The organism is Pseudomonas sp. NA-150 (genome assembly GCF_044336365.1).
Classification (GTDB): domain Bacteria; phylum Pseudomonadota; class Gammaproteobacteria; order Pseudomonadales; family Pseudomonadaceae; genus Aquipseudomonas.
In genome coordinates this window covers 1,209,607-1,236,096 of record NZ_CP172305.1, presented here as the reverse complement: position 1 = coordinate 1,236,096, position 26,490 = coordinate 1,209,607, and the positions used below count along the sequence as shown (strand labels likewise).

Genomic DNA, 26,490 nt, shown 5'->3' with positions numbered 1-26,490 from the left:
CTCATTTGCAAATTCAATCGAACTAAATGTGACTTACCAGTTCCTCGAGAACTTCTAATGCTCTACACCCGAGAAATACGTCCATGGACCCACTGTGGTCGGTCCGCGTCGGGTTGATTTCCGCTGTAAAGCCCCCGGACACCCGTGTTCGCAGGACCGGCTCGTGTATGTAGGGAAAGCTGGCGGTGGTGCCGATGCTCAGTACCGCGTCGAAACCCTTGTCCATTTCCTGATACAAAGTTTCCAGCGCCCGCTCGGGCAGCATCTCTTCGAACAACACCACTGGCGGACGCAAAATACCCTGGCATTGCTTGCACAAGGGTGGCAATGGTCGCCGCAGATGTTCACTCAACTCAGGATCGATTTCCCCACACGACTGACAAAACAACGGTGCCAATTGCCCGTGGATTTCGATCAGGCGCTCGGGTGGGCTGCCGGCCGCGCGATGATAGCCATCGACGTTTTGCGTCAGCACCCAGCACTCTGGTTTGATCCGCTGTAACTGAGCGATCGCGTAATGCCCGGCATTCGGTTGCGCACCGAGACACGCCCTGCCCAGTTGGGCAATGTATTTCCAGCACAACGCCGGGTCGCGACGCAGCATCGGCCCGGACAAGGCCATTTCAATAGGCAGCCCGTCTTCGGTGCTGCCGTTATAAAGGCCGCCCACGCCGCGATAGGTGGGCAATCCCGAATCGGCTGACAAACCGGCGCCGGTAATGATCAGAATCCGCTGGGCGTGACGAAGCGCCGCCGCTGTTTGCATCAGCAGCGCCCGCTCTACCATCCGAGTGTTTCTTTCAAGAAAGGAATCGTCAGCTTGCGTTGCGCTTGCAAGGAGGCCTGATCGAGTTGCTCCAGCAAATCGAACAGCGCACTCATGCTACGGGTCCCGCGAGTCAGAATGAAATGCCCGACTTCGTCGGTGAGGTGCAGACCCCGACGCGAGGCGCGCAGTTGCAGCGCACGCAGCTTGTCTTCATCGGACAGCCCACGCATCTGGAATACCAGGGCCATGGTCAGGCGGGATTTGAGGTCGGGCAACTTGACCGGCAATTCCCGAGGCGACTGCGAGGCAGCGATCAGCAACCGGCGACCGCTGTCACGCAGGCGATTGAACAAATGGAACAGCGCCTCTTCCCACTCCGGCTTGCCGACGATGGCCTGCAGGTCGTCCAGACACACCAGCTCGTACTGCTCCAGGTTGTCGAACAGCTCGACGCCCTCGTCGATCACTTCAGCCAACGGCAGGTACACCGCCGGTTCGCCCATTTGCTCGAAGCGCAGGCACGCGGCTTGCAACAGGTGAGTACGCCCCACGCCGTCCTTGCCCCACAGGTAGATCAGGCTTTCGGTCCAGCCAGCGTCGGCGTCGCAGAGTCGCTCGACATAGCCGAGTGCTGCGGCATTGGCGCCGGGGTAATAATTGACGAAGGTGGCGTCATCACGCAGACGCACACCCAAGGGCAGCTGAATCGGTTTCATGCTGGCTGAACGGTTCAGACGAACCGCTAGGGGCCTCTGTGTAAAGTGTGCAAAGTTTATACCCGTGACGCCGGAGGCACAATGCGGCAGACAAACAAGCAAAATCAAAGGTTTGCGTGGATTCGGTTGCTGCACATCTGTTACACCGCGTCAAACAATTCGACGTAGGAGCGAACTTGTTCGCGAGGCGGTGCCTCAGACATACCGCGTGGCGTCCTGCTACAAATCCGGATCTTCCATCCCGCCGTAAATATCCGACTCTTTATAGAGGTCACGGGCATGGCGCACCACAACCATGATCACTGCGGCCACCGGCAACGCCAGCAACACCCCGGTAAAGCCGAATAACTCACCGCCAGCGAGGATCGCGAAGATCACCGCCACCGGGTGCAGACCAATACGGTCGCCCACCAGCAACGGGGTCAACACCATGCCTTCCAGGGCCTGACCGACCATGAACACCGCGAGGATGCCGAGCATCGGGTACAGATCACCGCCGAACTGGAACAAACCCGCAACAATCGCCGAGCCGATACCAATCACGAAGCCCATGTACGGCACGATCGCCGCCAGCCCCGCCACCACGCCGATCAACAAGCCCAACTCCAGGCCCACCAGCATCAGACCCGCGGCGTAGATCACGCCCAGCGCCATCATCACCAGCAGTTGCCCGCGAATGAACGCCCCCAGCACTTCATGACATTCGTTGGCCAGTTTGACGATCTGTTCTTCGCGATGACGCGGCAGCAGGCTACGGATCTTGGCCATCATCAGGTCCCAGTCGCGCAGCAGGTAGAAACACACCACCGGGATCAGCACCAGATTGGTCAACCAGCCAATCAACGCCAGACTGGACGCCGTGGCCTGCGCCAGCACCACGCTGACGATGTCGCTGGTCTGGCCCATGTGCTCGGAAATCGCCGCTTTGACCTTGTCGAACTTCCAGAAGCCGTCCGCCAGACCGAGCTTGGCCTGAGTCCAGGGTAGCGCGGTGTGTTGCAGCCAATCGAGCATCTGCGGCGCCAACTCATAAAGGCGGAACAGTTGCTTGGCCAGCATCGGCACCAGGACCAACAGCAAAGTCATGAAAACCAAGGTGAACAGCCCGAACACCACCACCACGCCCAAGGTCCGCGACAGCCCGAGCGTTTCCAGCCGATCCACCAGCGGATCCGCCATATACGCCAACAACAGGGCAATCAGGAACGGCGTCAGAATCGGGTGCAGCAGGTAAACAAACACACACAGCAGGACAAACCCGCCAAGCCAGAACAAACGCCGTGATTCAGCCATTACCGCCCCACCCCAAAACCAAAAAAAATCCAAACCCAATATGCCGACGCCGAGGCGTTACCAGCGGAAATTCAACTGCGGCAGCGATGGTGGCTGCACCACGGGCGCCGCACCTGGAGCGGCCGGTGGTTGAGCCGCCACCACCGGCGCCGCTACCTCGGCCGCCGGAACCTCCTGCAGCTTGGCCAGCGACAATTGCGAACGCAGTTGATCGGCGTTGGCGTTGACCTCGTAGGTGACGCGATCACCGTCGACCGTCTTCAACTTGGCACCGAACGGATCGAGCAAACGCCCCAGTTGGGCATAGTGCTCCAGCGACATGCCTTGCACGTTGAGGACCAGGCCACTGGAGGCGCCAGCCTTGACCACAAAGCGTGGCGCCAGGCGCTCGCTGACCGCCAGCATCACCGCGTCGGCCAGTGCCGCGCTGTCAGCACCGGTAGCGCTGCCCTGCTCATGTTGATTGCCCAACCAGATATGCCACGTCGCCTGCCATTGACCATTCTCTTCATGGGCGTGCACCGCCAACAGCGCATCAGCACCATAGCGCTCGGACGCGGCCTTCAACGGTGTCGGGTCGCTGCCATCCAGGGTTTTCGCGCTGCCGATGCCCTGCTCGCCCAAATCCGCGAGCGGCAAGCGCAACGGCAGGCCGCGGTGCTGCGCCGCACGTTTTAAAGGCGCAGCCGTCGCCTGGCCGTCGCCCACCAGATTGGAGCCTTCGGTTGTGTCGTTCAGCCACCAGCCCAGAATCGCCGGCCGATTGGTACCCCACAACGGCATACCCGCCTTGCGCAGCACAGCGTCGGTGCTGGCCGGGTCGAAATCCACCAGCAACGATTCCGGCGGACCGGCTTCATAACCGTATTTACTGATGATTTGCTGCGGGTCCTTGCGCACTTCGGCCAGCCCCGGACTCTGCAAGGCTTTCACATCGCCGGTCAGGCGCAGGATCATGGTATCCAGCGCACGCTGAGTGGCCTGGGTGCGTTCGTCAGGGGTCTGCCCACTGACGGTTTCACGGACTTGATACAAATGGGTAACGGTTTCGGCGAAGCTCGGCAGGCTGAGCAAGGACAAACAGCCCGCAAACAAAAATTTAGAAAGACGCATGGATGATTCCCGAAGGGCAAAAAGCGGCATGAAAAAGACGTGTGAAAACGACTGATGAAGCTCAGACCACACATCGGGTCGATTCATTCACACAAAATCATAGCTACACCTTATACAGACACCGACAAACGAGCCAGCTTGAGCGTCTGCAGCAATTTATTTCCGCTCGATGAGCCTGCCCGTCGGCCTAAGGATGGCCGCTGCACGGTAAGCCTGATAAAATCGCGCGCCTTCACAGACTGACAATGGCCGTGGCCGCCGAAAATGCAGCGTTATTCTACGCGCCGCCTTTCGAGACGCCCCGCCGCCGCGTCGGTCGATTTCCCGAATCCCCCCTAAAGGCCTGGATTATGAGCAAGCAACCCTCCCTGAGCTACAAAGACGCCGGTGTAGACATCGACGCCGGTGAAGCATTGGTCGAACGCATCAAGAGCGTCGCCAAGCGCACCAAGCGTCCGGAAGTCATGGGCGGCCTGGGTGGCTTCGGCGCCCTTTGCGAAATCCCGGCCGGCTACAAGCAGCCCGTACTGGTTTCCGGCACCGACGGCGTTGGCACCAAGCTGCGTCTGGCGCTGAACCTGAACAAACACGACACCATCGGCATCGACCTGGTGGCCATGTGCGTCAACGACCTGGTGGTTTGTGGCGCCGAGCCGTTGTTCTTCCTCGATTACTACGCCACCGGCAAACTGAACGTCGACACCGCCGCTCAGGTCGTGACCGGCATCGGCGCTGGCTGTGAACTGGCCGGCTGCTCGCTGGTGGGCGGCGAAACCGCTGAAATGCCGGGCATGTACGAAGGCGAAGACTACGACCTGGCCGGCTTCTGTGTTGGCGTCGTGGAAAAAGCCGAGATCATCGACGGCTCAAAAGTCGCTGCCGGCGACGCCCTGCTCGCCCTGCCATCGTCCGGCCCGCACTCCAACGGTTACTCGCTGATCCGCAAGATCATCGAAGTGGCTGGTGCCGACATCGAAAACATCCAGCTCGACGGCAAGCCGCTGACCGAGTTGTTGATGGCGCCGACCCGCATTTACGTCAAGCCTCTGCTGCAACTGATCAAGGAGACTGGCGCGGTCAAGGCCATGGCTCACATCACTGGCGGCGGTCTGCTGGACAACATCCCGCGCGTTCTGCCAGCCGGCGCTCAAGCGGTGGTCGACGTCGCCAGCTGGCAGCGTCCAGCGGTCTTCGACTGGTTGCAGGAACAAGGCAACGTCGCTGAAACCGAAATGCACCGCGTGCTGAACTGCGGCGTCGGCATGGTCATCTGCGTGGCTCAAGAGCACGTCGAGTCCGCGCTGAAAGTCCTGCGTGACGCTGGCGAACAGCCTTGGGTCATTGGCCAGATCGCCACTGCTGCAGAAGGCGCGGCCCAGGTCGAGCTGAAAAACCTCAAGGCACATTGATGCCAGACGGGATGCCAGAGCACATGCCTGCCACCTGTAACGTCGTGGTTTTGCTGTCGGGCTCCGGCAGCAACCTGCAAGCCATGATCGACAACCTCCAGGGTGTCGATCACCCGGCTCGGCTGCGCGCGGTGATCTCCAACCGCGCCGACGCCTTCGGTCTGCAGCGCGCCAGCGACGCGGGGATCGACACCCGCGCTCTGGATCACAAGACGTTCGACGGTCGCGAGGCCTTCGACGCCGCGCTGATCGAACTGATCGACAGCTTCCAGCCACAACTGGTGGTACTCGCCGGTTTCATGCGTATCCTGAGTGCCGATTTCGTTCGCCACTACCACGGTCGCCTGCTGAACATCCATCCTTCACTATTGCCGCGCTATAAAGGCTTGCACACTCACCAGCGAGTACTGGAAGCTGGTGACCGCGAGCATGGCTGCAGCGTGCATTTCGTGACTGAGGAACTCGACGGAGGTCCACTGGTCGTACAGGCAGTCGTCCCGGTAGAGTTAAACGACTCGCCGAGCACTTTGGCGCAGCGCGTGCATGTGCAGGAACACCAGATTTATCCGCTGGCAATACGCTGGTTCGCCGAAGGCCGATTAAGCCTTGGTGAACAGGGCGCAATACTGGACGGCCAGTTACTTGGGGCCAGCGGCCACTTGATTCGAAACTAGGAGATATTATGCGTCGCGCTTTGCTCTTCGCTTTCGCTTTGCTGGCACTGCCCGCTGTGCAGGCCGCAGACCTTCAGCCCTACACCGCAAGCTACACCGCAGACTGGAAGCAACTGCCCATGAGCGGCGGCAGTGCCGAACGCAGCCTGACGAAAAACGACAACGGTACGTGGACCCTGAGCTTCAAGGCTTCCATGATGATCGCCAGCCTGACCGAAGGCAGCACCTTCAAGGTCGACAAAGGTACGCTGTTGCCGCAAACCTATAATTTTGAACGCGGTGGGCTAGGTAAAAGCAAGAAAATCGACCTGAGCTTTGACTGGGCCAGCAAGATGGTCACCGGCACTGATCGCAACGATGCGATCAAGCTGCCACTGAATAACGGCATCCTCGACAAGTCGACTTATCAGTTGGCGCTGCAGAACGACGTCGCCGCTGGCAAGAAGAGCATGAGCTACCAGGTCGTGGACGGTGACAGCATCGACACTTACGATTTCCGCGTCTTGAATGCGGAAAAGGTCAGCACCAAGGCCGGCCAGGTCGAGGCGATCAAAGTCGAGCGTGTGCGCGATCCGACGCAAAACAAACGGATCACTGAAATGTGGTTCGCCAAAGACTTCGACTACCTGCTGGTTCGCCTGCGTCAGGTCGAAACCGACGGCAAGGAATACAACATCATGCTGCTGAACGGCACGGTGAATGGGCGTGAAGTTAAGGGTAGTTAAGCTGCCTGGGTTCATTCCGTCATAAAAAATCCCGCACGTAGCGGGATTTTTTATGGGCGCCGATCAGCGCTGCCCTGCATCAGCCCCAACAAAATAATACGGACAACGCCCCACTTTCATGATCCGCTGTACCGTCAACGGCGCCGACGGCGGTTCTGCGCCTTCCATGATCGCCACGTTGCCGGGGTTGGCGCCTAGGTAGTGGGTTAGCTCCGCTGGTGTCTGCAAAATCAGCAGCTGGCTTTGGGTATAGAACACGCTGGCGCCGGCCACGCGTTCGTTGGGCTGGTACAGCACCACGTGTTGCCCATCCGCGCGCAGGCTTTGGATCTGGGTCATCAACGGCAAGAAGGACAGGTGACGATCCAGGTGTGGAAACAGCCAAAGGGCCGCCGCCAGGTAGGCCAGTATTACGCTACCCAGCACGCCCGCGGTAAGACTGCGACGGCGCTGGTAGAGCGTGCCAGCGAATGCTGAATCCAGTGAACGCTCGCGCAACCTGTCGAACAGCACGTGTCCATATTCGGCCGCCAGCACCGCCGCCGCCGGGGTCAGGGACATCAGGTACACCGTGCGTTTGCTGGACGCGAGGGTCAGCAGGGTGAATTGCGCCAACAGCCAGACGCTGAAAAACAATCGATAGCGGTTCTGCACCAGGCTTTTGCGGAAATGCCAAACGCCGAGGTAGACCAGAATGTTCCACGGCAAGAACGCCTGAGGCAGCTTGAGCAGGTAGTAATAGAACGGCTCATAGTGACCGGCGTCGGTGAATGAGCCGCTGAAGCGACCCACGCTGTTGGCCCACAGCACTTCCCCCACGGCCTCAAGGCCAGCGCGCTGATACAACAGGCTGAGCCAGACGGTCAGCGGGATCAGGCCCACTAGCGTCAGCAACCCCGGACGCCACCAATTGCCGAAATAAAAGCGCCTGTCGATCAGGCTTTCGCTGAGCAGATACGCAAAAATCACCACCCCCGGCATCGCCAGCCCCAACACGCCCTTGGTCAACGTAGCGATGGCGATGCCCAAGACGAACAGCCCCCAACTGCTGGCGGACGGTTGTTGCGTCGTTTGTTGCTGACGGGCGAGGAAGTAGCTGAGCAACGCCAGGGTCACGCCCAGGGTCAGCAACGAATCCTCACCCACCATCCGCGCGTTGTTCCAGTAACTGCTCATGGTGACGAGCATCACGGCGGCGGTCCAGGCGATCGCTGTGGGGCGTCCATAACGGCGCAGGAAATTGAACAACAGCAGCATCGTGAGCAGCGCGGCAAAGGCTGAGGTCAGGCGTACCGCCAAGGGCGAGGCGCCGATAATGCGAATCGCCGAAGCATCCAGCCACAGGCTCAGGGGTGGTTTTTCCAGAAAAGGCTCGCCGAACAGTTTGGGGATAACCCAATCGTTGTCCAAATGCATGGCCATGGCGATCCCGGCGACCCGAGCCTCTGTAGAGCCTTGCAGTTGATGATTACCGAGCATGAAAAAGAACAACAGGCAGCCAATCAGCAATAACGAGCCAGCGGGTCGAGACATATGCGGTGAATACCAGAGGAAAGGGCTACGCGGAAAAACTCACGCATATTCCGAGGATACGCTGGGGATTCTTAACCACGTCTGAACGCAAGCGTTTCAGTTTGTCAGCCATTTTGGCCGATAAACCCTCAGGTCGCGGATTTCGCGGTGCACAGGGATTGTGTCCGTTTTGGCAAAACTGTATTGCATTTGGCATGTATTTACTTAGCAGGCTAACAAAATATATAACAGACACCTGCGACGCGTTGCCGCAGTTACCTAGAGTCAGGAGCTTGCAAAGATGACCGTAAAAGTTACTGAACGCGACCCTTCCCACCTCTCCCACGAAGCTCAGGCCGCTGGCCTGCAAATCTGGGATGTTCATCAACAGGATTTGTTGGTAGGGATGTTCCATAACGAGACGGACGCTCATCAATACAAAGCCGAACTGGAAGACCTGGAAAGCAAGCGCACCACGTAGGACGCAGTTTCGGAATCGCTGGAAAAACAAAACCCGCCGAGGCGGGTTTTGTTTTGTTCGGTCTGACCTTGAAGTCGATTACCACATCAAGTCGTCAGGCACCTTATAGGCTGCGTACGGATCATCGCCATCCGCCTCTTCGGTCGGCTCATTGAGCAACACGATCCGCCGTGGATCGCGCTCCTGAATTTTCACCGCCGCCTCACGTGGGATAATTTCGTAACTGCCGCCATGGTGCACGATGGCTAGCGAGCCGCTGCTGAGCTTGTTGCGCATCAGGCTGTTGACCGAGATCCGCTTGACCTTCTTGTCGTCGACGAAGTTGTAGTAGTCCTCGGTGGTCAGCTTCGGCAGCCGAGAGACTTCGATCAACTGCTTGATCTGCGCGGTCCGGGCCTTTTGCTCGACCTTTTCCTGCTGCTGACGATTGAGCTCCTGATCGCGCTTGACCTTCTCGGCCGCAGCCTCCTGGGCGGCGCGCTTCTGCGAGTCATCAATCTCGATCTGGCCCTTGTGCGCCAGACGCTGTTCTTTCTGCTTGTCTTTGCCGACCTGTTTGGCCTGCTTTTGGTTGACCAGACCTGCTTTGAGCAACTGGTCGCGAAGGGAAATGCTCATGATGCGTTGTTTTCCTGACGTTTGGCTTCGCCCCACAGAGCGTCCAGTTCTTCGAGGCCGCAATTTTCTATGGGACGGTGGGTCTCGCGCAATGCCTGTTCGATAAATCGGAAGCGTCGTTCGAATTTGCGGTTGGCGGCGCGCAAGGCGCTTTCCGGGTCGACTTTAAGGTGCCGGGCCAAATTGACTACCGAGAACAGCAGATCGCCGACTTCATCGGCAATCCCCTCGGCGTCGTTATCGGCCATGGCTTCAAGCACTTCATCCAACTCTTCGCGCACCTTGTCCAGCACCGGCAAGGCGTCAGGCCAGTCGAAACCGACCTGAGCGGCGCGCTTCTGCAACTTCGCCGAGCGCGACAACGCCGGCAATGCCGTGGGCACGTCATCCAGCAGCGACAACTGCTCCGGAACCTCGGCCTTGGCCGCGCGCTCTTCGGCCTTGATCTCTTCCCAGCGTTGCTTGACCTGGGCCTCGCTCAGACGCGGCGTCTCCAGCGGGGCATACAAATCGCCGGTGGGAAACACGTGGGGATGGCGACGAATCAGCTTGCTGGTGATGCTGTCGACCACGCCGTCGAATTCAAAACGCCCTTCTTCCCGCGCCAACTGGCTGTAATACACCACCTGAAACAGTAAATCGCCCAACTCGCCTTGCAGATGATCGAAGTCACCACGCTCGATGGCGTCAGCGACTTCGTAGGCCTCTTCAAGGGTGTGCGGCACGATGGTCGCGTAATTCTGCTGAATGTCCCACGGGCAACCGTACTGCGGGTCACGCAGGCGGGCCATGAGGTGGAGCAGGTCTTCAAGCTTGTACATTGGTTGTTCCCAATGACTGTAGGAGCGGGCTTGCCCGCGATCGACCGCACGGCGGTCGCAATCCAATCGCGGGCAAGCCCGCTCCTACAGGGGGCGTAATCACGGTGTACGATTACGCCGCGTCTCAATGATGTTCGGCAGCTGGGATATACGCCCCAGCAACCGCCCCAGCGCGTCCAGGCCCGGGATCTCGATGGTCAGCGACATCAGCGCAGTGTTGTCCTCCTTGTTCGAGCGAGTGTTGACCGCCAGTACGTTGATCCGCTCGTTGAGCAACACCTGGGACACGTCGCGCAGCAAACCGGAACGGTCGTAGGCGCGGATCACGATGTCCACCGGGTAGGTGAGCACCGGCACCGGGCCCCAGCTGACCTGAATAATGCGCTCGGGTTCGCGCCCGCCCAGTTGCAACACCGAGGCACAGTCCTGACGGTGAATGCTGACGCCACGGCCCTGGGTGATGTAACCAACGATGGCATCGCCCGGCAACGGTTGGCAGCAACCGGCCATCTGCGTCATCAGGTTGCCGACGCCCTGGATCTGGATATCGCCGCGCTTGCCCGGCTTGTAGCCCGTGGCCTTGCGCGGAATCAGTTCCAGCTGTTCGTTGCCGCGTTCCGGCTCGACCAGTTGTTGCGCCAGATTCACCAGTTGCGCCAGACGCAAGTCGCCGGCACCCAGCGCCGCGAACACGTCCTCGGCGGTCTTGTAATTGGCTTTTTCCGCGAGTTTCTCGAAGTCCACCTGCGGCAAGGCCAGCCGCGCGAGTTCGCGCTCCAGCAACACCTTGCCGGCGGCGACGTTCTGATCACGGGCCTGCAACTTGAACCAGTGAACAATCTTCGCCCGCGCCCGCGAGGTGGTGATGTAGCCCAGGTTCGAGTTCAGCCAGTCGCGACTTGGGGTGCCGTGTTTGCTGGTGATGATCTCGACCTGTTCACCGGTCTGCAGGCTGTAGTTGAGCGGCACGATGCGCCCGTTGATCTTGGCGCCCCGGCAGTTGTGGCCGATTTCGGTGTGCACCCGATACGCGAAGTCCAGCGGCGTCGAGCCCTTGGGCAAGTCGATGGCATGGCCGTCGGGGGTGAACACGTAGACCCGGTCCGGCTCGATATCGACCCGCAGCTGATCTGCCAGGCCACCGATGTCGCCCAGCTCTTCATGCCATTCCAGCACCTGACGCAGCCAGGAGATTTTCTCTTCGTAATGATTGGAGCCGGATTTGACGTCGGTGCCCTTGTAGCGCCAGTGCGCACACACGCCCAGCTCGGCCTCTTCGTGCATGGCATGGGTACGGATCTGTACTTCCAGCACCTTGCCTTCCGGACCGATCACCGCGGTATGCAACGAGCGATAGCCGTTCTCTTTCGGGTTGGCGATGTAGTCGTCGAACTCTTTGGGGATGTGTCGCCACAGGGTGTGCACAATCCCCAGCGCGGTGTAGCAGTCGCGCATTTCCGGGACCAGCACGCGAACCGCGCGCACGTCGTAGATCTGGCTGAATTCCAGGCCTTTGCGCTGCATTTTGCGCCAGATCGAATAGATGTGTTTCGCCCGGCCGCTGATGTCGGCCTTGACGCCGGTGGCCAGCAGTTCGTTTCCCAACTGCCCCATGACATCACTGATGAAGCGCTCACGGTCGAGGCGGCGCTCATGCAGCAGCTTGGCGATCTGCTTGTACTGGTCAGGTTCGAGGTAGCGGAAGGACAAGTCCTCCAGCTCCCACTTGATATGACCGATCCCCAGACGGTGGGCCAGCGGTGCGTAGATGTCGAACACTTCGCGAGCGACGCGGTTGCGCTTTTCGTCGGACAGGTTCTTCACCGCCCGAATCGCGCAGGTACGCTCGGCGAGTTTGATCAACGCGACACGCACGTCGTCGACCATCGCCACCAGCATTTTGCGCAGGTTTTCCACTTGCGCCTGGTTACCCAACACCAGCGATTGACGCGGGCTGAGGCTGGCACTGATCGCCGCCATGCGCAGCACGCCGTCGATCAGTTTGGCAACGGTGGGACCAAAACGTTGGGCGACATCCGTCAGCGAGATTTTGTCCTCGCGCACGCCACGGTAGATCACGGCGGCGATCAGCGAGTCCTGATCCAGTTTGAGGTCAGCGAGAATCTCCGCGATTTCCAGGCCTGCCTGAAAACTGGAGGTACCCTCTGCCCATAGATTCTTGGCGGCGTTGTCCTGTTGCTCGATTTCACGGGCAAACTCGCAGGCCTCTTTCAAGGCCTGGCGGTCCAACGCCAGGTCGACGCTGACGACATGATCAAGCCATGCATCGAGGTTGATACTGCCATCGGTGTTGATCGGCTGGTGCGTTCTCACCTGAACCATGTTGCTTACCTTCCCTACGGCGCGATGAAATGCGCCATCAGTCGCTGGCCTTCTTGAGCAAACGCTCCTTGCTGGGCATGCAAGGGCTGTGCGTTCGCGGGCCAGTCGGATTAAACGAGATTCCCTGTAAACGGCCGACTCATTTCCCTGAGCCTTGCCAGTTACTTACTCGCTTCAAATAACGCCATCGCCTCGACATGGGCGGTTTGCGGAAACATATCGAGAATTCCGGCACGTTTTAATCGGTAGCCCTGCTTGATCAATTCGACAGTGTCCCGCGCCAAAGTTGCCGGATTGCATGACACATAAAGTAACCGTTCGGCGCCCAAAGTCGAGAGCTTGCGCACCACTTCAAAAGCACCGTCGCGTGGTGGATCCAAGAGTACCGCAGAAAAGCCTTTTGCGGCCCAGCTTGCTTCGGCCAACGGCTGCGACAAATCCGCCCGAACGAATGTCACGTTGTGCAAATCATTACTGATTGCATTGCCCGTTGCACGTTCGACCATCGTCTCGACACCCTCCACCGCCAGCACTTCGCGAGCGATTTTAGCCAGCGGCAAGGCGAAGTTACCCAGCCCGCAGAATAGATCAAGAATACGCTCGTCGGCACGCGGCGCCAGCCAGTCCAATGCCTGGGCGATCATCGCGGCGTTGACCGCAGCGTTGACCTGAATGAAATCTCCCGGCCGATACGCCAGTTGCAAGTCCCACTGTTCCAGCCGGTAACCCAGCGTCTGACTCGGGTCGAACGGTTGCGGCTCACCTTCCCCATGCAGCCACAACTGGGCCTCATGTTCGGCGCAAAACGTTTGCAACAGCGCCAGATCAGCCTCGTTAAGCGGCGCGGTATGGCGCAGCAACACCGCCGTCGACGAACCGCTGAACAACTCGACATGCCCCAGTACCTGAGGCTTGCTGAAACGGCGCAGCATCGCCGGCAATTGCGCCATGATCGGTTGCAAGGCTTGTACCAGTACCTGGCAATCGTCAATGCCGACGATGTCCTGGCTGGATGCCGCGCGGAAGCCGACGTCCAGCCGTTTGGCCTTGGCGTCCCAGCGCACGGCGACCCGCGCCCGGCGACGGTAGGCGAACTCGGGGCCGGTCAACGGCGCAGCCCATTCGTCGGGCTCGACACCGGCGACCCGGGTCAATTGCTCGGCGAGCATGCGCTGTTTCAGGGCGAGCTGTTCGTTATGGGGCAAATGCTGGAGACTGCAACCACCGCAACGCCCAAAATGCGCGCACGGCGCCGGGCGACGCACCGGATTGGCGGTGAACACGCGCTCGGTGCGGGCTTCGACGATCTTGCCGTGGGCATTGAGCACCCGCGCTTCGACCTCTTCACCGGCAAGACTGCCGGCAACGAACCAAGTCTTGCCGTCGACAAAGGCAATCCCGCGCCCGTCATTGGCCAGGCGCTCGATGGTCAGCCGTTGTTTTTTGCCGGTCGGCACTTGCGGCGCCTTGGTGCCGCCCGTGGGCTGGAAGCGCAGACCTCTTTCGTGCTTAGCCATCAGTTAGGCGCATCGTAGACGCCGGTCGACAAGTAACGGTCGCCACGGTCACAAATGATCGCGACCATGACCGCATTCTCGACTTCCTGAGACAAACGCAACATACCCGCCACGGCACCGCCAGACGACACACCGCAGAAGATGCCTTCTTCGCGGGCCAGTCGGCGGGTGGTTTCTTCGGCTTCGAGCTGCGCCATGTCAACGATGCGATCCACGCGTTCAGCGTTGTAGATCTTCGGCAGGTACTCCTGCGGCCAACGTCGAATCCCTGGAATCGCCGAGCCGTCCATCGGTTGCAGGCCGATAATCTGGACTTGCGGGTTCTGCTCCTTGAGGTAACGCGAGACACCCATGATGGTGCCCGTGGTGCCCATGGAACTGATGAAATGGGTGATGGTGCCGCCGGTCTGCTGCCAGATTTCCGGGCCGGTGCCGGTGTAGTGGGCTTCCGGGTTATCGCCATTGGCGAACTGATCGAGGACCTTGCCCTTGCCATCGGCCTGCATGCGCTCCGCCAGGTCGCGGGCACCTTCCATGCCCTCTTCCTTGCTGACCAGAATCAGCTCGGCGCCGTAGGCAGTCATCGCTGCCTTGCGCTCGGCACTGGAGTTGTCGGGCATGATCAGGATCATGCGGTAGCCTTTAATAGCAGCGGCCATGGCCAAGGCAATGCCGGTGTTGCCGGACGTCGCTTCGATCAGGGTATCGCCCTGATGGATCTGCCCGCGCAACTCGGCACGGGTGATCATCGACAGCGCCGGACGGTCCTTGACCGAACCCGCAGGGTTATTCCCTTCGAGCTTGAGCAGCAAGGTGTTGGTGGTGTTACCTGCCAGGCGTTGCAAACGTACCAGCGGGGTGTTGCCGACGCAGTCGGCGATGGTTTGATACTGCAGGGTCATGGCGTCTTCGCAATCCAGACTGCGGGGGCGCCTATCATAACGGCAAACGGATAAACCCCATATCACGCAAAGTATGTTGCCTATTCCTGAAACGCATAAGCCGTTGAATTGTAGAAGCGAGCTTGCTCGCGATCAGCTTGATGCGGTGTGTCAGCAATGCCGCTATCGCGAGCAAGCTCGCTCCTACGTGATAATGGCTTGGCGCGGTGTACCTGCCCCGCCACCAACTCGCTACACTGCGAGACTATCGATCGCGGGAAGCGGTCATGCCGGAGAAAAGGGCGTGCTGAACAAGCTGGGTATCAAAGGCCGTGTGCTGCTATTGACCATTGTCCCCGCGTTGCTGATGGCCGTGGTGCTGGGCGGCTATTTCACCTGGATGCAGCTGTCCGACCTGCAAGTCCAGCTGATGCAGCGCGGAGAAATGATCTGCGAAGAGCTGGCGCCGCTGGCCGCCCCGGCCTTGGGCCGCAATGACCGAGTACTGCTCGAACGCATTTCCGGGCAAGCGCTCGAACAAGCCGACGTTCGCTCGGTGACGTTCCTCGACGCCGACCGCAACGTATTGGCCCACGCCGGCCCGAACATGATCAACTCGGCACCCACCGCCACCAGCACCCATTTGCAACAACACACCGGCAACGACGCCACGCGCTTTCTGTTGCCGGTCTACGGCCGCCAGCGACACCTGACCGGCGACATGATCCCCGACGAAGCCGATCGCCTGCTGGGCTGGGTCGAGCTGGAACTGTCCCACACCGGCACTTTACTGCGCGGTTACCGCAGCCTGTTTGCCAGCCTGCTGCTGATCGCCACCGGCCTGATCCTCACGGCCATCGTCGCCCTGCGCATGAGCCGCACCATCAGCGTGCCGATCAGCCGTATCAAGCTCACCGTCGCGCAACTCAAGGACGGCAATCTCGAAGTGCGTCTGCCGCCACTGGGCAGTCTGGAGCTGGATGAGCTGGCCTCGGGCATCAACCGCATGGCCGCGACCCTGCAAAATGCCCAGGAAGAATTGCAACACAGCATCGACCAGGCCACCGAAGATGTGCGGCAAAACCTGGAAACCATCGAAATCCAGAACATCGAACTCGACCTGGCGCGCAAAGAAGCCCTGGAGGCGAGCCGGATCAAATCCGAATTCCTCGCCAACATGAGCCACGAGATCCGCACCCCGCTCAACGGCATCCTCGGCTTCACTCACTTGTTGCAAAAAAGTGAGATGACGCCACGCCAATTGGACTATTTGAGCACCATTGAAAAGTCCGCCGACAGCCTGCTGAGTATCATCAACGAGATTCTCGACTTCTCGAAAATCGAGGCCGGCAAGCTGGTGCTCGACAGCGTGCCGTTCAACCTGCGCGACCTGCTGCAAGACACCCTGACCATCCTCGCCCCCGCCGCCCACGCCAAACAGCTGGAGCTGGTGAGCCTAGTGTACCGCGACACGCCCCTGTCGCTGTTGGGCGATCCGCTGCGACTCAAGCAGATCCTCACCAACCTGGTGAGCAACGCCATCAAGTTCACCCGCGAGGGCACCATCGTCGCCCGCGCCATGCTCGAAGACGAACAGGAAGACAGCGTGCAACTGCGCATCAGCGTGCAGGACACCGGCATCGGTCTGTCCAGCCAGGACGTGCGTGCGTTGTTCCAGGCGTTCAGCCAGGCCGACAACTCGCTGTCGCGCCAACCGGGCGGCACTGGCTTGGGGCTGGTGATTTCCAAGCGCTTGATCGAACAAATGGGCGGCGAAATCGGCGTCGACAGCACGCCCGGCGAAGGTTCGGAGTTCTGGATCAGCCTTAATTTGCCGAAAACCCGTGACGATATGGACGACTTGCCCGCCCTGCCATTGTTGGGACGCCGCGCCGCCGTGCTGGAAAACCACGAATTGGCGCGTCAGGCCTTGAGTCATCAACTGGAAGATTGCGGCCTGGAGGCGATCGTCTTCAACAACCTGGAAAGTTTGATCAATGGCGTCACCGCTGCACATCAAACCCCGCAAGCCATCGACCTCGCCGTGCTGGGCATTACCGCCCACGAACTGCCGCCCGAGCGCCTGCGCCAACACATTTGGGACCTGGAAAACCTCGACTGCAAAGTGCTGGTGCTGTGCCCGACCACCGAACAGGCGCAGTTCCAGTTGGCGGTACCCAATGCGCAAAGTCAGCTACAGGCGAAACCGGCCTGCACGCGCAAACTGCGGCGCGGCCTGTCCGAATTGATCAGCCCGAACAAACTGCGCAGCGACACTGCCGAACCGATGTCCAGCAGAGCGCCGTACCTGCTGTGCGTGGACGACAATCCGGCCAATCTGTTGCTGGTGCAAACCCTGCTGGAAGACATGGGCGCCAAGGTGGTGGCGGTCGACAGTGGTTACGCCGCCGTCAACGCGGTGCAGAAAGAAACCTTCGATCTGGTGCTGATGGACGTGCAGATGCCGGGCATGGACGGACGCCAGGCCACAGAAGCGATCCGCGCCTGGGAAGCCGAGCGGCAGCGGACTTCGCTGCCGATCGTGGCCCTCACCGCCCACGCCATGGCCAATGAAAAGCGCGCCTTGTTGCAAAGCGGCATGGATGATTACTTGACCAAGCCCATCAGTGAACGGCAGTTGGCCCAGGTGGTGCTCAAGTGGACCGGCCTGGCGCTGCGCAATCACGCCCCGGAACGGCAGAGCGAAAACGCCCGCGGCTCGATTGACCTGCAAGTGCTGGATCACGAAGAAGGTTTGCGGCTGGCGGCTGGCAAGGCAGACTTGGCGGCGGACATGCTGGCGATGCTGCTGGCCTCGCTGGACACCGACCGCGAAGCCATCCGCAGCGCCCGGGACGCCCACGACAAGCTGGCACTGATCGAGCGCGTCCATCGCCTGCACGGCGCCACCCGCTACTGCGGCGTGCCGCAACTGCGCGCGGCCTGTCAACGCAGCGAAACCTTACTCAAGCAAGATGCACCGGAAGCGGATGCCGCGCTGGATGAACTGTCGATGGCGATAACCCGCCTCGCGCTGGAAGCGCGGGTGAGTGCTTGATCTGGGGCAGTAAATGGCAAATCCGGATTCGTTAGTGTAGGAGCGGGCTTGCCCGCGATGGCTGCTTGTCTGGCACACCGCGTCAGGCGTATCGCGGGCAAGCCCGCTCCTACAGGTGATTTGCGACAACTGAGGGATCTTCCATGCGCACACTGGTATTCAGCAGCCAAACCTACGACCGCGACAGTTTCCTCGCCGCCCGCCCACCGTCTGGCCTGGAACTGCATTTCCAGCCCGCGCGGCTGAATCTGGACACCGTTGCGCTGGCCGATAGTCATCCGGTGGTCTGCGCCTTCATTAATGACGACCTCAGCGCGCCGGTGCTGGAACATCTGGCCGCCGGCGGCACACGCCTGATCGCCCTGCGCTCGGCGGGTTACAACCATGTCGATCTGTCGACCGCCAAACGCCTGGGCCTCAGCGTGGTCCGCGTGCCGGCTTACTCGCCTCACGCCGTCGCCGAACACGCGGTGGCCTTGATCCTCGCGTTGAATCGCCATCTGCACCGCGCCTACAACCGCACCCGCGACGGCGATTTCAGCCTGCATGGGTTGACCGGCTTCGATCTGGTGGGGAAAACCGTGGGTATTGTCGGCACCGGGCAGATCGGCGCGACCTTCGCCCGGATCATGGCCGGTTTCGGCTGCACCTTATTGGCCTACGACCCCTTCCCCAATCCGCAGGTACAAGCCCTGGGCGCCCACTACCTGAGCCTGCCGGAATTGCTCACTCAGTCGCAGATCATCAGCCTGCATTGCCCGTTGACGCCGCAGAGCAAGCACCTGATCAACGCCACTTCGTTGATGCAGATGCAACCCGGCGCCATGTTGATCAACACCGGCCGTGGCGCGCTGGTCGACACCCCGGCGCTGATCGACGCGCTGAAAAGCGGGCAATTGGGCTATCTGGGTCTCGATGTGTATGAAGAAGAGGCGCAGTTGTTCTTCGAAGACCGCTCCGACCGTCCTCTGCAAGACGACGTATTGGCCCGTTTGCTGACCTTCCCCAACGTGATCATTACTGCGCATCAGGCGTTCCTGACCCACGAAGCCCTCGGCGCAATCGCCCAGACCACCCTGGACAACATCGCCGCCTGGACCAACGGCACGCCACAGAACCTGGTTGAGGGTTAAAAACTGATAGGATGCGCGCAGATTTGGAGGACCCATGGTCGAACACGATTTCCGCTACAGCCTGTTGAACCCGCAACACACCCTGACCGAGGTCCGCGCGCTGGCCCCGGGTCGATATCAAGTCACCGGCAACGGCGGCTCGATCCAGGCCAATGACATACTGCTGGTGACCCTCAAAGGCAGCAAGGACTTGTCCATGCGCCTGAGCGTCGACAAAGTCCGGCACCTGATCAACCCGCGTGGCCAATGGGTCGCAGTGGCGCATGGTCCGGCGTTCGGTGAGTTGGCGATCCACGAATGGCAGGTCAACTGCAACGCTTGCGAAACTCAGCTGAAATTCGAGTTCGCGGTCGATGCCAAACTCGGCACCAAAGCGCAAAAGCCGGCAGCCGCCGCGCGAATTGCCGAGCTGGGCTGGAAAACCGAAGGCGACAAGCACTTTTGCCGCAAATGCCAGGAGATCGCCGCATGATGCGCGCTGTCCTGCTTGGATTGCTTGGAAGCACCCTGCTGGGCTGCGCTGCTGAACCGTCGCCGGTGAAAACCGACCACAGCTACTTGCTGGAATGGATTGGCGAACGTCCGCTGGTTGATCGCAGCCACCTGACCATGACCCTGGGCCATGACGGCCGCGCCTACGGCAACGCCGGCTGCAACCATTGGTTCGCGCCGTATACGCTGGACGGTCAGAAAATGATCTTCGGCATCGTCGGCAGCACCCGTCGCATGTGCGCACCGGCACTGATGGAACAGGAACAACGCTTCCTCGACTCCCTGACCAAGGTGCAACGCTGGGACATCTCGCCGATCGAGCAACTGCGGTTGTGGCCGGAAGAAGGCAAGCCGCTGCGGTTCTGGTTGGAAGACAGCTGATTTAGCCGATGCCGATACTGTAGGAGCTGGCTTGTCGGATCGCCGCACCGCAGCGATCCGCTTAATGCGGTGTGCCAGGTAAATGGCAATCGCGGGCAAGCCCGCTCCTGCGGGCGCAACCGTTTAACCCTCGCCGCGCAATTCCGCCAGCTTCTTGCTGACCCCCGCCGCCGTCTGCTCACCCAGCAACTGTTCACGCACTTTGCCTTTGTCGTCGATGATGTAGGTCACCGGCAGTGCTTCGCTATGGGGCAGGTCATAGTGGTCGGCCGGGTCTTGCGCCAACACCGTGAAGCCGATCCCCAATGCCTTGATAGCTGACTTCAAGTCTTCGCCCTGCAAGCCATCGAAGTTAACCCCGAACACCGTCACCTGTTTGTCCTTGAGCTGGGTGGACAACGCGTTCAGTTCCGGGATTTCCGTGCGGCATGGCCCACACCACTCCGCCCAGTAATTGATCACCAACCAATGCTTGTCGATCTGTTCGCTGGCAACCTTGTGCCCATTCTGATCGGGCCCCAGGTCCGCACCGCACCCACTGAGCAGCAAACTACCGAGAAGCGCCACTACTGCTGCGATTCGCCTTGTCATGTGACCTTCCTCACTCGAAATATTCACCCTCACTGCGACCCATTACCGCTCAAGTTGCCGGCAAGGTTCTGGAGCGGACGCCGCCTATGTAGAATAGCTGCCACCTTACGCCAGATGCGACCCGCAAATGACCGACCTGACGCTTTATCACAATCCGCGCTGCTCGAAATCCCGCGGGGCGCTCGAACTGCTCGAAGCCCGTGGCCTGACGCCCACCATCGTGCGTTATCTGGAAACCCCGCCGGACGTCGCGACATTACGCGATCTGGTAAAGAAATTGGGGACCGGCGCGCGTGAATTGCTGCGAACAGGCGAAGACGAATACAAAACCCTGAACCTCGCCGACCCGGGCCTCAGCGACGAGCAACTGATCGCGGCCATGGCGGCCCACCCCAAACTGATCGAACGCCCGGTGCTGGTCGCCGGTGACAAAGCCGCTATCGGCCGCCCGATCGAGAAGGTGCTGGAGATTCTGCCGTGAGTGGGTCGTACATCCTGGTGTTGTTCTACAGCCGGGGCGGCGCCACCAGCGAAATGGCGCGGCAGATTGCGCGCGGGGTCGAGATGGGCGGCATGGAAGCGCGACTGCGCACCGTGCCGGCGATTTCTGCCGAGACCGAAGCCGTAGCGCCGAGCATTCCTGAGCAAGGTTCTTTATATGCCACGCTCGATGACTTGAAGAACTGCGCAGGTCTGGCCCTCGGCAGCCCGACGCGCTTCGGCAACATGGCGGCACCGTTGAAGTACTTCCTCGACGGCACCAGCAACCTGTGGCTGACCGGCGCGCTGGTGGGCAAACCGGCCAGTGTATTCACCTCCACCGCCAGCCTGCACGGCGGCCAGGAAACCACCTTGATGTCGATGCTGTTGCCGTTGCTGCACCACGGCATGCTGGTCACCGGCCTGCCCTACAGCGAAGCAGCCTTGCTGGAAACCAGCGGCGGCGGCACGCCTTATGGCGCCAGTCACCACGCCGGTGCAGATGGCAAGCGCGCACTCGATCCGCACGAGATCACCCTGTGCCGAGCCCTGGGTCAACGCCTGGCGAAGACTGCCATCCTGCTGGAGACGCCTCGTGGCTAAACAGCCGAAAGTCCTGCCTTCAGCGCTATGGCTGGAGCCTCGGGTGCAGCTGACTCGGGTGGCGAGCCTGATCTGTTTTCTCGGGTTGGCACTGTTGTTGGCGGTTTATTACCTGGTGTTCGCCGACCTGCACGGCGCGCGGCCCTGGGTAATTCTCAGCATCGAACTGGCGCCCTTGCTACTGCTCACCCCCGGCATGCTCAGCGGCAGCGCGCGCGGGCATTCGTGGACCTGCTTTGTGGTCAACCTGTACTTCATCAAGGGTGCGCTGGCGATCTACGACCCGAGTCGTAGCGTGTTCGGTGCTCTGGAAATGCTCGCCAGCGTGGCGGTGTTTACCAGTTCGTTGCTGTACGTGCGCTGGCGCTTTCAGCTCAATCGCAAGCTGGCGGGAGAAGGTGCATCAGCCTGATTTTGTAGGAGCGGGCTTGCCCGCCTTGGCGGTGGGTCAGATATACCGCTATCGCGGGCAAGCCCGCTCCTACAGGTATCAGCGGTGTCAGTGGTTAACGGTATACGCCAACATCATCGACAACTGACACATCGGCCGGCCGCTTTCGACGTGCCATTGGTTGAACGCCGCTTGTACCGCCGCCAGGTCCTTGAGACTGGTGGGTGCCTTGTCGATGATCTGCTGCGCGTTAAGTCCCGCGACCATGTCGTAGGTCGGGATAAACGTGTCTTTACCCACCATGCGCAGAAAACTCGGCGCTGACATCCCGCCCAACTGATGCCCGTGCTTGGCCAGGTATTTCCACAGGCCCACGATATCGGTCACCGGCCACTCGGCGAGGAAGTTGCCGAAGCTGCCGTGTTCCTTGCTGATATCCAGCACCATCTGCGCGTTGCGCGGCACACTTTTCAGCTTGCCCAAGTGGCGAATGATTCGCGCATCCTGCATCAGGCGCTCCAGGTGCTCAGCGCCCATCAACACTACTTTTTCCGGATCGAAGCGGAAGAACACTTCCTCGAAGGTCGGCCACTTGGCGTCCACCAGGCTGTGCTTCAGACCCGCACGAAACACCCGCTGGGCCAGTGCCGAGAGGTAGCGGTCATTGCTGATCTTGCGCAACTGCGCCGGCGACCTGGCGTCCGGCAGGTGGGCTTCCAGTGCGGCGGCCGAACCGAAGCGATTCAGGTTGTATTCGTGAAGCCATTGGTAATCGCGCATGCGGACAGAAGGTTCCGATCAGATGTTCACGACATTGACGAAGCGCGAGGCGGCGGTTTCGTCGATACGCAGGTTGGTGAAGTCGAACAGGTTGCGGTCCGCCAGTTGCGACGGGTGCACGTTCTGCAGACCACGGAAGATGCTTTCGGTCCGGCCGGGAGACTTGCGCTCCCACTCCAGCAGCATGTCCTTGACCACCTGACGCTGCAGGTTTTCCTGGGAGCCGCAGAGGTTGCACGGAATGATCGGGAAGGCCTTGAGATCGGAATAGGCCTGGATGTCTTTCTCGCTGCAATAGGCCAGCGGACGGATCACCACGTTGCGCCCGTCGTCGGCGCGCAGCTTGGGCGGCATGGCTTTGATCGAGCCGTTGAAGAACATATTGAGGAAGAAGGTTTCGACGATGTCATCGCGGTGGTGACCGAGGGCCATCTTGGTCGCGCCGATTTCGTCGGCGAAGGTGTACAGCGTGCCGCGACGCAGGCGCGAGCACAGCGAACAGGTGGTCTTGCCTTCCGGGATCAGTTCCTTGACCACTGAATAGGTGTCTTTTTCGACAATGTGGTACTCGACACCCAGCGCTTCGAGGTAGGCCGGCAGTACATGCTCAGGGAAACCCGGCTGCTTCTGGTCCATGTTGACTGCGACGATCTCGAATTTGACCGGCGCCACCTTTTGCAGGTGCATCAGCACATCGAGCAGGGTGTAGCTGTCCTTGCCGCCAGACAGGCAGACCATGACCTTGTCGCCGTCCTCAATCATGTTGAAATCGGCCACGGCTGCGCCCGCGAGCCGGCGCAGACGCTTCTGCAGTTTGTTCTGATTGACTGAAAGGGTGCCCATGGCGCTGATATCCGCTGACGGTGACTCGGAAAAGGCCCGCATTTTACGCGACAAGGATCGTTGACGCATGCCGATTTGCCGCGAAAACATAGGTTGAAGCCAGTCATGCGACTAAATAGCGAGTCGCGATTAACAGCGCCCTGTAGAGCGCGAATTACTCTAAAGCGCCGATGCGCCGGTCCCTATACTGCGACATAAGGTCGCATCCATTCCCTATACCGAGGCTGTGGCCTTACACCTGCCGTGGCACTTGGCCCGACAGGCGCTCCACTGGGGGGCGACGGTAAAAATAAGAGGAGTGACCGGTATGATGAATCACGTTTTGGGTCTTTTCACCCATCCTGATAGAGAGTGGCAACAGATTCGTGGCGATAAGGAAGAGTCTATCAGCCACATGTACCTCACCCACACCCTGATTCTCGCAGCCATTCCTGCGGTTGCAGCGTATATCGGCACTACCCAGGTCGGCTGGGTCATCGGCAGTCGAGCACCGGTGATGCTGACCCACGAAAGCGCGATCTGGATGACCGTGATGTCGTACATCGCCATGCTGGGCGGTGTCGGTGTCATGGGCGCGTTCATTCACTGGATGGCGCGTACCTACGACGCCAGTCCAAGTCTGGCGCGTTGCGTGGCCTTTGCCACTTATACCGCGACGCCGCTGTTCGTCGGCGGCCTGGCAGCGCTGTACCCGCACATGTGGCTGGGTATGGTGGTCGGCGTGGCAGCCATCAGTTACACGGTTTATCTGTTGTATGTCGGCTTGCCGACGTTCATGAACATTCCGTCCGACGAAGGCTTCATGTTCTCCAGCTCGGTGCTGGCGGTGGGCCTGGTGGTGTTGGTGGCGATCATGGCGTTCACCGTGGTGCTGTGGGGCGTCGGGGTCGGTCCTGAATACACTAACTGACTGATCGCAGCATTCTTTGCAATAACGAGCCGCCTTCAGGGCGGCTCGCTCGTTGTTGATGACCCATTTTCTATGACCATTGAGCAGCTTCAGTTTTTTAAAGGTCAGGGCTTTGCGGCATACTTGTCGCTTCAGGAGAGCCTTGAAGAATGCCCGAACAACTCAATACCCGTGTCGAGGCCTGCTTTGAGCAAGCCGAAGCGTTTTTCAAACGCACTTTCAAACGTCCCGTGGTCAGCTTTCAATTGCGTGGCCAGAAAGCGGGCGTCGCCCATCTGCACGAGAATCTGCTGCGCTTCAACCCCCAGCTGTACCGGGAAAACATCGAAGACTTTCTTAGGCAGACCGTTCCCCACGAAGTCGCCCACCTGATCGCCCATCAATTGTTCGGCGACCGTATCCAGCCCCACGGCGAGGAATGGCAGTTGATCATGCGCGGGGTCTACGAACTGCCGCCCAATCGCTGCCACACCTACGCGATCAAACGCCGTAGCGTGACCCGCTACATCTACCGCTGCCCGTGCCCGGACAGCGATTTCGCGTTCTCGGCGCAGCGCCATTCGATGGTGCGCCAGGGCCGGCGCTATTTGTGCCGGCGTTGCCGGTCGACGCTGGAATTCAGTGGCGAGATGCGGGTGGAATAGCGATATCAATTTTTAAATGCAGGAGCGGACTTGCCCACGATTTGTTTGACGCGGCGTGTCAGGTGAAACGCCATCGCGGCGGTGCGGCGATCCGACAAGCCCGCTCCTACAGCTTGATCAGGCTACAACCCCAGCGGCCCGCAACTCCGCAATCCGCTCAGCGCTATACCCCAACCCCAGCAATACCTCTTCACTGTGCGCACCGAGGCCAGCGCCAATGTGCCTTGGCTCAGGCAAGCCCGCGGAAAACTTCAGCGGGCAGGCAATTTGCGCCTGGGAACTGCCGTCCCCGCGCGGCACGTGGGTGACGACTTGCCGCGCTTGCAACTGCGGATGCTCCACCGCCTCCGCCACGCTCAGCACCGGCTCGACACACGCATCAATCCCGGCAAACAACTGACTCAATTCCTCGAACGAGCGCTTTTCAAATTCGATGCTCAATTCGAGCTTCAACGCTGCCTGCACCTGCGGCTCCGCTGACAATCCCTGAGCCGCCAGCTCCGGCCGCCCCAGCACATTGCACAATGGCTGCATGAACGCCGGCTCCAGACTGCCGACAGCAAACCAGCGTCCGTCACGGCTGCGGTAATAGTCATAAAAACTGCCGCCGTTGAGCATCTGGGTTTCCCAACCCGGCTCGACACCACTGGCCAGATAACCCGCCCCGGCCATGGCGTTGAGGCTGAACACGCAGTCGGTCATGCTGACGTCCACGTATTGCCCCCGCCCCGTGTGTTGCCGCGCAACCACCGCCGCCAGCAACCCGACCACCCCATGCAACGAGCCGCCCGCCACGTCCGCCGCCTGAATACCCAGCGGCAGCGGGCCACTGTCGCGGCGTCCGGTGTGGCTGGCGATCCCGGAGAGCGCCAGGTAATTGATGTCATGCCCGGCACGATCGCGATACGGACCGGTCTGCCCGTAACCGGTGATCGACACGTAAATCAAGCGCGGATTGATCGCTTTGAGTGCCTCGTAGCCCAGGCCCAGACGTTCCATCACCCCAGGACGAAACTGTTCGAGGACGATGTCGTATTCCGCCACCAACTGCCGGATCACTTCCAGCGCCTGAGGCTGTTTCAGGTCCAGCGCCAGGCTGCGTTTGTTGCGATTGAGGTAAGCGTGGCCAGCCGAAATCCCCTGGTCATGGGGTGGCAACAGGCGCACCAGGTCCAGGCGCGTGGGCGACTCGATGCGCAGTACCTGCGCGCCCATATCCGCCAGCAACAACGAAGCGAACGGCCCCGGCAGCAGGGTGGAAAAATCGAGGATCTTCAGCGATGACAGTGGGCCCGACATGAGTGCTCCCTTC

Annotated in this window: 27 protein-coding genes; 13 read left to right on the top strand and 14 right to left on the bottom strand. The window is 60.3% G+C overall.

Translation table 11 applies throughout. From position 1 onward, the window contains the following. Nucleotides 1-22: 22 nt before the first annotated feature. From ACF0H7_RS05940 to ACF0H7_RS05925, 4 genes are all read right to left on the bottom strand, one after another. Nucleotides 23-787, bottom strand: coding sequence for an NAD-dependent deacylase (locus ACF0H7_RS05940; protein WP_397451863.1), 765 nt, complete (start codon nucleotides 785-787; stop codon nucleotides 23-25). After that, nucleotides 781-1,485 carry a DnaA regulatory inactivator Hda gene (gene hda, locus ACF0H7_RS05935; RefSeq protein WP_397451862.1) on the bottom strand — a complete coding sequence of 235 codons (705 nt, stop codon included), beginning with the start codon at nucleotides 1,483-1,485 and terminating at the stop codon, nucleotides 781-783. Before hda ends, ACF0H7_RS05940 begins: the two co-directional genes overlap by 7 nt. 219 nt (nucleotides 1,486-1,704) lie before the next feature. Further along, on the bottom strand, nucleotides 1,705-2,778 hold the full coding sequence (locus ACF0H7_RS05930; protein ID WP_397451861.1) for an AI-2E family transporter: 1,074 nt from the start codon (nucleotides 2,776-2,778) through the stop codon (nucleotides 1,705-1,707). A gap of 57 nt (nucleotides 2,779-2,835) precedes the next feature. Next, the gene (locus ACF0H7_RS05925; RefSeq protein ID WP_397451860.1) at nucleotides 2,836-3,891 is read right to left on the bottom strand and encodes a DUF2066 domain-containing protein; all 1,056 of its coding nucleotides are present in this window, start codon (nucleotides 3,889-3,891) and stop codon (nucleotides 2,836-2,838) included. Nucleotides 3,892-4,241: 350 nt separating this feature from the next. Here ACF0H7_RS05925 and purM point away from each other — a divergent pair, with 350 nt between their 5' ends. The 3 genes from purM to ACF0H7_RS05910 are packed head-to-tail and all read left to right on the top strand — an operon-like array spanning nucleotide 4,242 to nucleotide 6,699. After that, a complete protein-coding gene (purM, locus tag ACF0H7_RS05920) occupies nucleotides 4,242-5,300 on the top strand; it encodes a phosphoribosylformylglycinamidine cyclo-ligase (protein WP_397451859.1) in 1,059 nt (352 codons plus the stop codon). A 23-nt stretch (nucleotides 5,301-5,323) separates the two neighbouring features. Further along, nucleotides 5,324-5,974, top strand: coding sequence for a phosphoribosylglycinamide formyltransferase (gene purN, locus ACF0H7_RS05915; protein WP_397451858.1), 651 nt, complete (start codon nucleotides 5,324-5,326; stop codon nucleotides 5,972-5,974). Nucleotides 5,975-5,982: 8 nt separating this feature from the next. Continuing rightward, entirely contained in the window at nucleotides 5,983-6,699 is a 717-nt protein-coding gene (locus tag ACF0H7_RS05910) for a DUF3108 domain-containing protein (protein WP_397451857.1), read from the top strand. Between the two features lie 63 nt (nucleotides 6,700-6,762). Here ACF0H7_RS05910 and ACF0H7_RS05905 read toward each other — a convergent pair whose 3' ends face one another. After that, nucleotides 6,763-8,232: an ArnT family glycosyltransferase gene (locus tag ACF0H7_RS05905; RefSeq protein WP_397451856.1), complete on the bottom strand. Its 1,470-nt coding sequence runs from the start codon at nucleotides 8,230-8,232 to the stop codon at nucleotides 6,763-6,765. A 280-nt stretch (nucleotides 8,233-8,512) separates the two neighbouring features. On the opposite strand from ACF0H7_RS05905, the gene ACF0H7_RS05900 reads away from it, so the two are divergent. Beyond that, a complete protein-coding gene (locus tag ACF0H7_RS05900; RefSeq protein ID WP_397451855.1) occupies nucleotides 8,513-8,692 on the top strand; it encodes a hypothetical protein in 180 nt (59 codons plus the stop codon). Between the two features lie 78 nt (nucleotides 8,693-8,770). On the opposite strand, the gene ACF0H7_RS05895 is transcribed toward ACF0H7_RS05900, so the two are convergent. The 5 genes from ACF0H7_RS05895 to cysM all read right to left on the bottom strand — a co-directional run bounded on the left by ACF0H7_RS05895 (nucleotide 8,771) and on the right by cysM (nucleotide 14,893). After that, nucleotides 8,771-9,310: a DUF2058 domain-containing protein gene (locus tag ACF0H7_RS05895; protein WP_397451854.1), complete on the bottom strand. Its 540-nt coding sequence runs from the start codon at nucleotides 9,308-9,310 to the stop codon at nucleotides 8,771-8,773. Continuing rightward, nucleotides 9,307-10,131 (bottom strand): nucleoside triphosphate pyrophosphohydrolase, encoded by an 825-nt coding sequence (gene mazG / locus ACF0H7_RS05890; protein WP_397451853.1) that lies wholly within the window; start codon nucleotides 10,129-10,131, stop codon nucleotides 9,307-9,309. The genes ACF0H7_RS05895 and mazG overlap by 4 nt, the downstream gene beginning before the upstream one ends. Before the next feature lie 99 nt (nucleotides 10,132-10,230). Next, nucleotides 10,231-12,474, bottom strand: a complete 2,244-nt coding sequence (relA, locus tag ACF0H7_RS05885; RefSeq protein WP_397451852.1) for a GTP diphosphokinase — start codon at nucleotides 12,472-12,474, stop codon at nucleotides 10,231-10,233. 161 nt (nucleotides 12,475-12,635) lie between these two features. Next, on the bottom strand, nucleotides 12,636-13,991 hold the full coding sequence (gene rlmD, locus ACF0H7_RS05880; RefSeq protein WP_397451851.1) for a 23S rRNA (uracil(1939)-C(5))-methyltransferase RlmD: 1,356 nt from the start codon (nucleotides 13,989-13,991) through the stop codon (nucleotides 12,636-12,638). Next, nucleotides 13,991-14,893 (bottom strand): cysteine synthase CysM, encoded by a 903-nt coding sequence (gene cysM / locus ACF0H7_RS05875; protein ID WP_397451850.1) that lies wholly within the window; start codon nucleotides 14,891-14,893, stop codon nucleotides 13,991-13,993. The genes rlmD and cysM overlap by 1 nt, the downstream gene beginning before the upstream one ends. A gap of 283 nt (nucleotides 14,894-15,176) precedes the next feature. On the opposite strand from cysM, the gene ACF0H7_RS05870 reads away from it, so the two are divergent. The 4 genes from ACF0H7_RS05870 to ACF0H7_RS05855 all read left to right on the top strand — a co-directional run bounded on the left by ACF0H7_RS05870 (nucleotide 15,177) and on the right by ACF0H7_RS05855 (nucleotide 19,936). Beyond that, a complete protein-coding gene (locus ACF0H7_RS05870) occupies nucleotides 15,177-17,930 on the top strand; it encodes a response regulator (protein ID WP_397451849.1) in 2,754 nt (917 codons plus the stop codon). Between the two features lie 143 nt (nucleotides 17,931-18,073). Continuing rightward, nucleotides 18,074-19,063, top strand: coding sequence for a 2-hydroxyacid dehydrogenase (locus ACF0H7_RS05865; protein WP_397451848.1), 990 nt, complete (start codon nucleotides 18,074-18,076; stop codon nucleotides 19,061-19,063). Nucleotides 19,064-19,097: 34 nt separating this feature from the next. Beyond that, nucleotides 19,098-19,535, top strand: coding sequence for a hypothetical protein (locus ACF0H7_RS05860; RefSeq protein WP_397451847.1), 438 nt, complete (start codon nucleotides 19,098-19,100; stop codon nucleotides 19,533-19,535). Further along, nucleotides 19,532-19,936: an META domain-containing protein gene (locus ACF0H7_RS05855; RefSeq protein ID WP_397451846.1), complete on the top strand. Its 405-nt coding sequence runs from the start codon at nucleotides 19,532-19,534 to the stop codon at nucleotides 19,934-19,936. Before ACF0H7_RS05860 ends, ACF0H7_RS05855 begins: the two co-directional genes overlap by 4 nt. A 123-nt stretch (nucleotides 19,937-20,059) precedes the next feature. On the opposite strand, the gene ACF0H7_RS05850 is transcribed toward ACF0H7_RS05855, so the two are convergent. After that, the gene (locus tag ACF0H7_RS05850) at nucleotides 20,060-20,527 is read right to left on the bottom strand and encodes a TlpA family protein disulfide reductase (protein WP_397451845.1); all 468 of its coding nucleotides are present in this window, start codon (nucleotides 20,525-20,527) and stop codon (nucleotides 20,060-20,062) included. 127 nt (nucleotides 20,528-20,654) lie between these two features. Between ACF0H7_RS05850 and arsC the strand changes: the two genes are divergently transcribed. From arsC to ACF0H7_RS05835, 3 genes are read left to right on the top strand one after another with little or no spacing between them, the layout of a single operon-like run. Continuing rightward, nucleotides 20,655-21,008 carry an arsenate reductase (glutaredoxin) gene (arsC, locus tag ACF0H7_RS05845; RefSeq protein ID WP_397451844.1) on the top strand — a complete coding sequence of 118 codons (354 nt, stop codon included), beginning with the start codon at nucleotides 20,655-20,657 and terminating at the stop codon, nucleotides 21,006-21,008. Beyond that, complete coding sequence (gene wrbA, locus ACF0H7_RS05840) at nucleotides 21,005-21,610, top strand: NAD(P)H:quinone oxidoreductase (RefSeq protein ID WP_397451843.1); 606 nt, start codon at nucleotides 21,005-21,007, stop codon at nucleotides 21,608-21,610. Before arsC ends, wrbA begins: the two co-directional genes overlap by 4 nt. Then, on the top strand, nucleotides 21,603-22,022 hold the full coding sequence (locus ACF0H7_RS05835) for a DUF2069 domain-containing protein (RefSeq protein ID WP_397451842.1): 420 nt from the start codon (nucleotides 21,603-21,605) through the stop codon (nucleotides 22,020-22,022). Before wrbA ends, ACF0H7_RS05835 begins: the two co-directional genes overlap by 8 nt. An 87-nt stretch (nucleotides 22,023-22,109) precedes the next feature. Here the strand turns inward: ACF0H7_RS05835 and ACF0H7_RS05830 are convergent, their stop codons facing one another. Then, complete coding sequence (locus tag ACF0H7_RS05830; protein ID WP_397451841.1) at nucleotides 22,110-22,781, bottom strand: DNA-3-methyladenine glycosylase I; 672 nt, start codon at nucleotides 22,779-22,781, stop codon at nucleotides 22,110-22,112. 18 nt (nucleotides 22,782-22,799) lie between these two features. Then, nucleotides 22,800-23,624: a tRNA 2-thiocytidine(32) synthetase TtcA gene (gene ttcA / locus ACF0H7_RS05825; protein WP_397451840.1), complete on the bottom strand. Its 825-nt coding sequence runs from the start codon at nucleotides 23,622-23,624 to the stop codon at nucleotides 22,800-22,802. A gap of 307 nt (nucleotides 23,625-23,931) precedes the next feature. Between ttcA and ACF0H7_RS05820 the strand changes: the two genes are divergently transcribed. Next, entirely contained in the window at nucleotides 23,932-24,534 is a 603-nt protein-coding gene (locus ACF0H7_RS05820) for a Yip1 family protein (RefSeq protein WP_397451839.1), read from the top strand. Nucleotides 24,535-24,683: 149 nt separating this feature from the next. After that, nucleotides 24,684-25,178: a SprT family zinc-dependent metalloprotease gene (locus ACF0H7_RS05815; protein WP_397451838.1), complete on the top strand. Its 495-nt coding sequence runs from the start codon at nucleotides 24,684-24,686 to the stop codon at nucleotides 25,176-25,178. A gap of 117 nt (nucleotides 25,179-25,295) precedes the next feature. Here ACF0H7_RS05815 and ACF0H7_RS05810 read toward each other — a convergent pair whose 3' ends face one another. After that, nucleotides 25,296-26,477 (bottom strand): CaiB/BaiF CoA transferase family protein, encoded by a 1,182-nt coding sequence (locus tag ACF0H7_RS05810; protein ID WP_397451837.1) that lies wholly within the window; start codon nucleotides 26,475-26,477, stop codon nucleotides 25,296-25,298. Between the last annotated feature and the right edge of the window lie 13 nt (nucleotides 26,478-26,490).

Bases quoted from the DNA above. Each gene is read 5' to 3' on its own strand.
- ACF0H7_RS05940 (WP_397451863.1), bottom strand. From the start codon at position 787: ATGGTAGAGCGGGCGCTGCTGATGCAAACAGCGGCGGCGCTTCGTCAC.
- hda (WP_397451862.1), bottom strand. From the start codon at position 1,485: ATGAAACCGATTCAGCTGCCCTTGGGTGTGCGTCTGCGTGATGACGCC.
- ACF0H7_RS05930 (WP_397451861.1), bottom strand. From the start codon at position 2,778: ATGGCTGAATCACGGCGTTTGTTCTGGCTTGGCGGGTTTGTCCTGCTG.
- ACF0H7_RS05925 (WP_397451860.1), bottom strand. From the start codon at position 3,891: ATGCGTCTTTCTAAATTTTTGTTTGCGGGCTGTTTGTCCTTGCTCAGC.
- purM (WP_397451859.1), top strand. From the start codon at position 4,242: ATGAGCAAGCAACCCTCCCTGAGCTACAAAGACGCCGGTGTAGACATC.
- purN (WP_397451858.1), top strand. From the start codon at position 5,324: ATGCCTGCCACCTGTAACGTCGTGGTTTTGCTGTCGGGCTCCGGCAGC.
- ACF0H7_RS05910 (WP_397451857.1), top strand. From the start codon at position 5,983: ATGCGTCGCGCTTTGCTCTTCGCTTTCGCTTTGCTGGCACTGCCCGCT.
- ACF0H7_RS05905 (WP_397451856.1), bottom strand. From the start codon at position 8,232: ATGTCTCGACCCGCTGGCTCGTTATTGCTGATTGGCTGCCTGTTGTTC.
- ACF0H7_RS05900 (WP_397451855.1), top strand. From the start codon at position 8,513: ATGACCGTAAAAGTTACTGAACGCGACCCTTCCCACCTCTCCCACGAA.
- ACF0H7_RS05895 (WP_397451854.1), bottom strand. From the start codon at position 9,310: ATGAGCATTTCCCTTCGCGACCAGTTGCTCAAAGCAGGTCTGGTCAAC.
- mazG (WP_397451853.1), bottom strand. From the start codon at position 10,131: ATGTACAAGCTTGAAGACCTGCTCCACCTCATGGCCCGCCTGCGTGAC.
- relA (WP_397451852.1), bottom strand. From the start codon at position 12,474: ATGGTTCAGGTGAGAACGCACCAGCCGATCAACACCGATGGCAGTATC.
- rlmD (WP_397451851.1), bottom strand. From the start codon at position 13,991: ATGGCTAAGCACGAAAGAGGTCTGCGCTTCCAGCCCACGGGCGGCACC.
- cysM (WP_397451850.1), bottom strand. From the start codon at position 14,893: ATGACCCTGCAGTATCAAACCATCGCCGACTGCGTCGGCAACACCCCG.
- ACF0H7_RS05865 (WP_397451848.1), top strand. From the start codon at position 18,074: ATGCGCACACTGGTATTCAGCAGCCAAACCTACGACCGCGACAGTTTC.
- ACF0H7_RS05860 (WP_397451847.1), top strand. From the start codon at position 19,098: ATGGTCGAACACGATTTCCGCTACAGCCTGTTGAACCCGCAACACACC.
- ACF0H7_RS05855 (WP_397451846.1), top strand. From the start codon at position 19,532: ATGATGCGCGCTGTCCTGCTTGGATTGCTTGGAAGCACCCTGCTGGGC.
- ACF0H7_RS05850 (WP_397451845.1), bottom strand. From the start codon at position 20,527: ATGACAAGGCGAATCGCAGCAGTAGTGGCGCTTCTCGGTAGTTTGCTG.
- arsC (WP_397451844.1), top strand. From the start codon at position 20,655: ATGACCGACCTGACGCTTTATCACAATCCGCGCTGCTCGAAATCCCGC.
- ACF0H7_RS05830 (WP_397451841.1), bottom strand. From the start codon at position 22,781: ATGCGCGATTACCAATGGCTTCACGAATACAACCTGAATCGCTTCGGT.
- ttcA (WP_397451840.1), bottom strand. From the start codon at position 23,624: ATGGGCACCCTTTCAGTCAATCAGAACAAACTGCAGAAGCGTCTGCGC.
- ACF0H7_RS05820 (WP_397451839.1), top strand. From the start codon at position 23,932: ATGATGAATCACGTTTTGGGTCTTTTCACCCATCCTGATAGAGAGTGG.
- ACF0H7_RS05815 (WP_397451838.1), top strand. From the start codon at position 24,684: ATGCCCGAACAACTCAATACCCGTGTCGAGGCCTGCTTTGAGCAAGCC.
- ACF0H7_RS05810 (WP_397451837.1), bottom strand. From the start codon at position 26,477: ATGTCGGGCCCACTGTCATCGCTGAAGATCCTCGATTTTTCCACCCTG.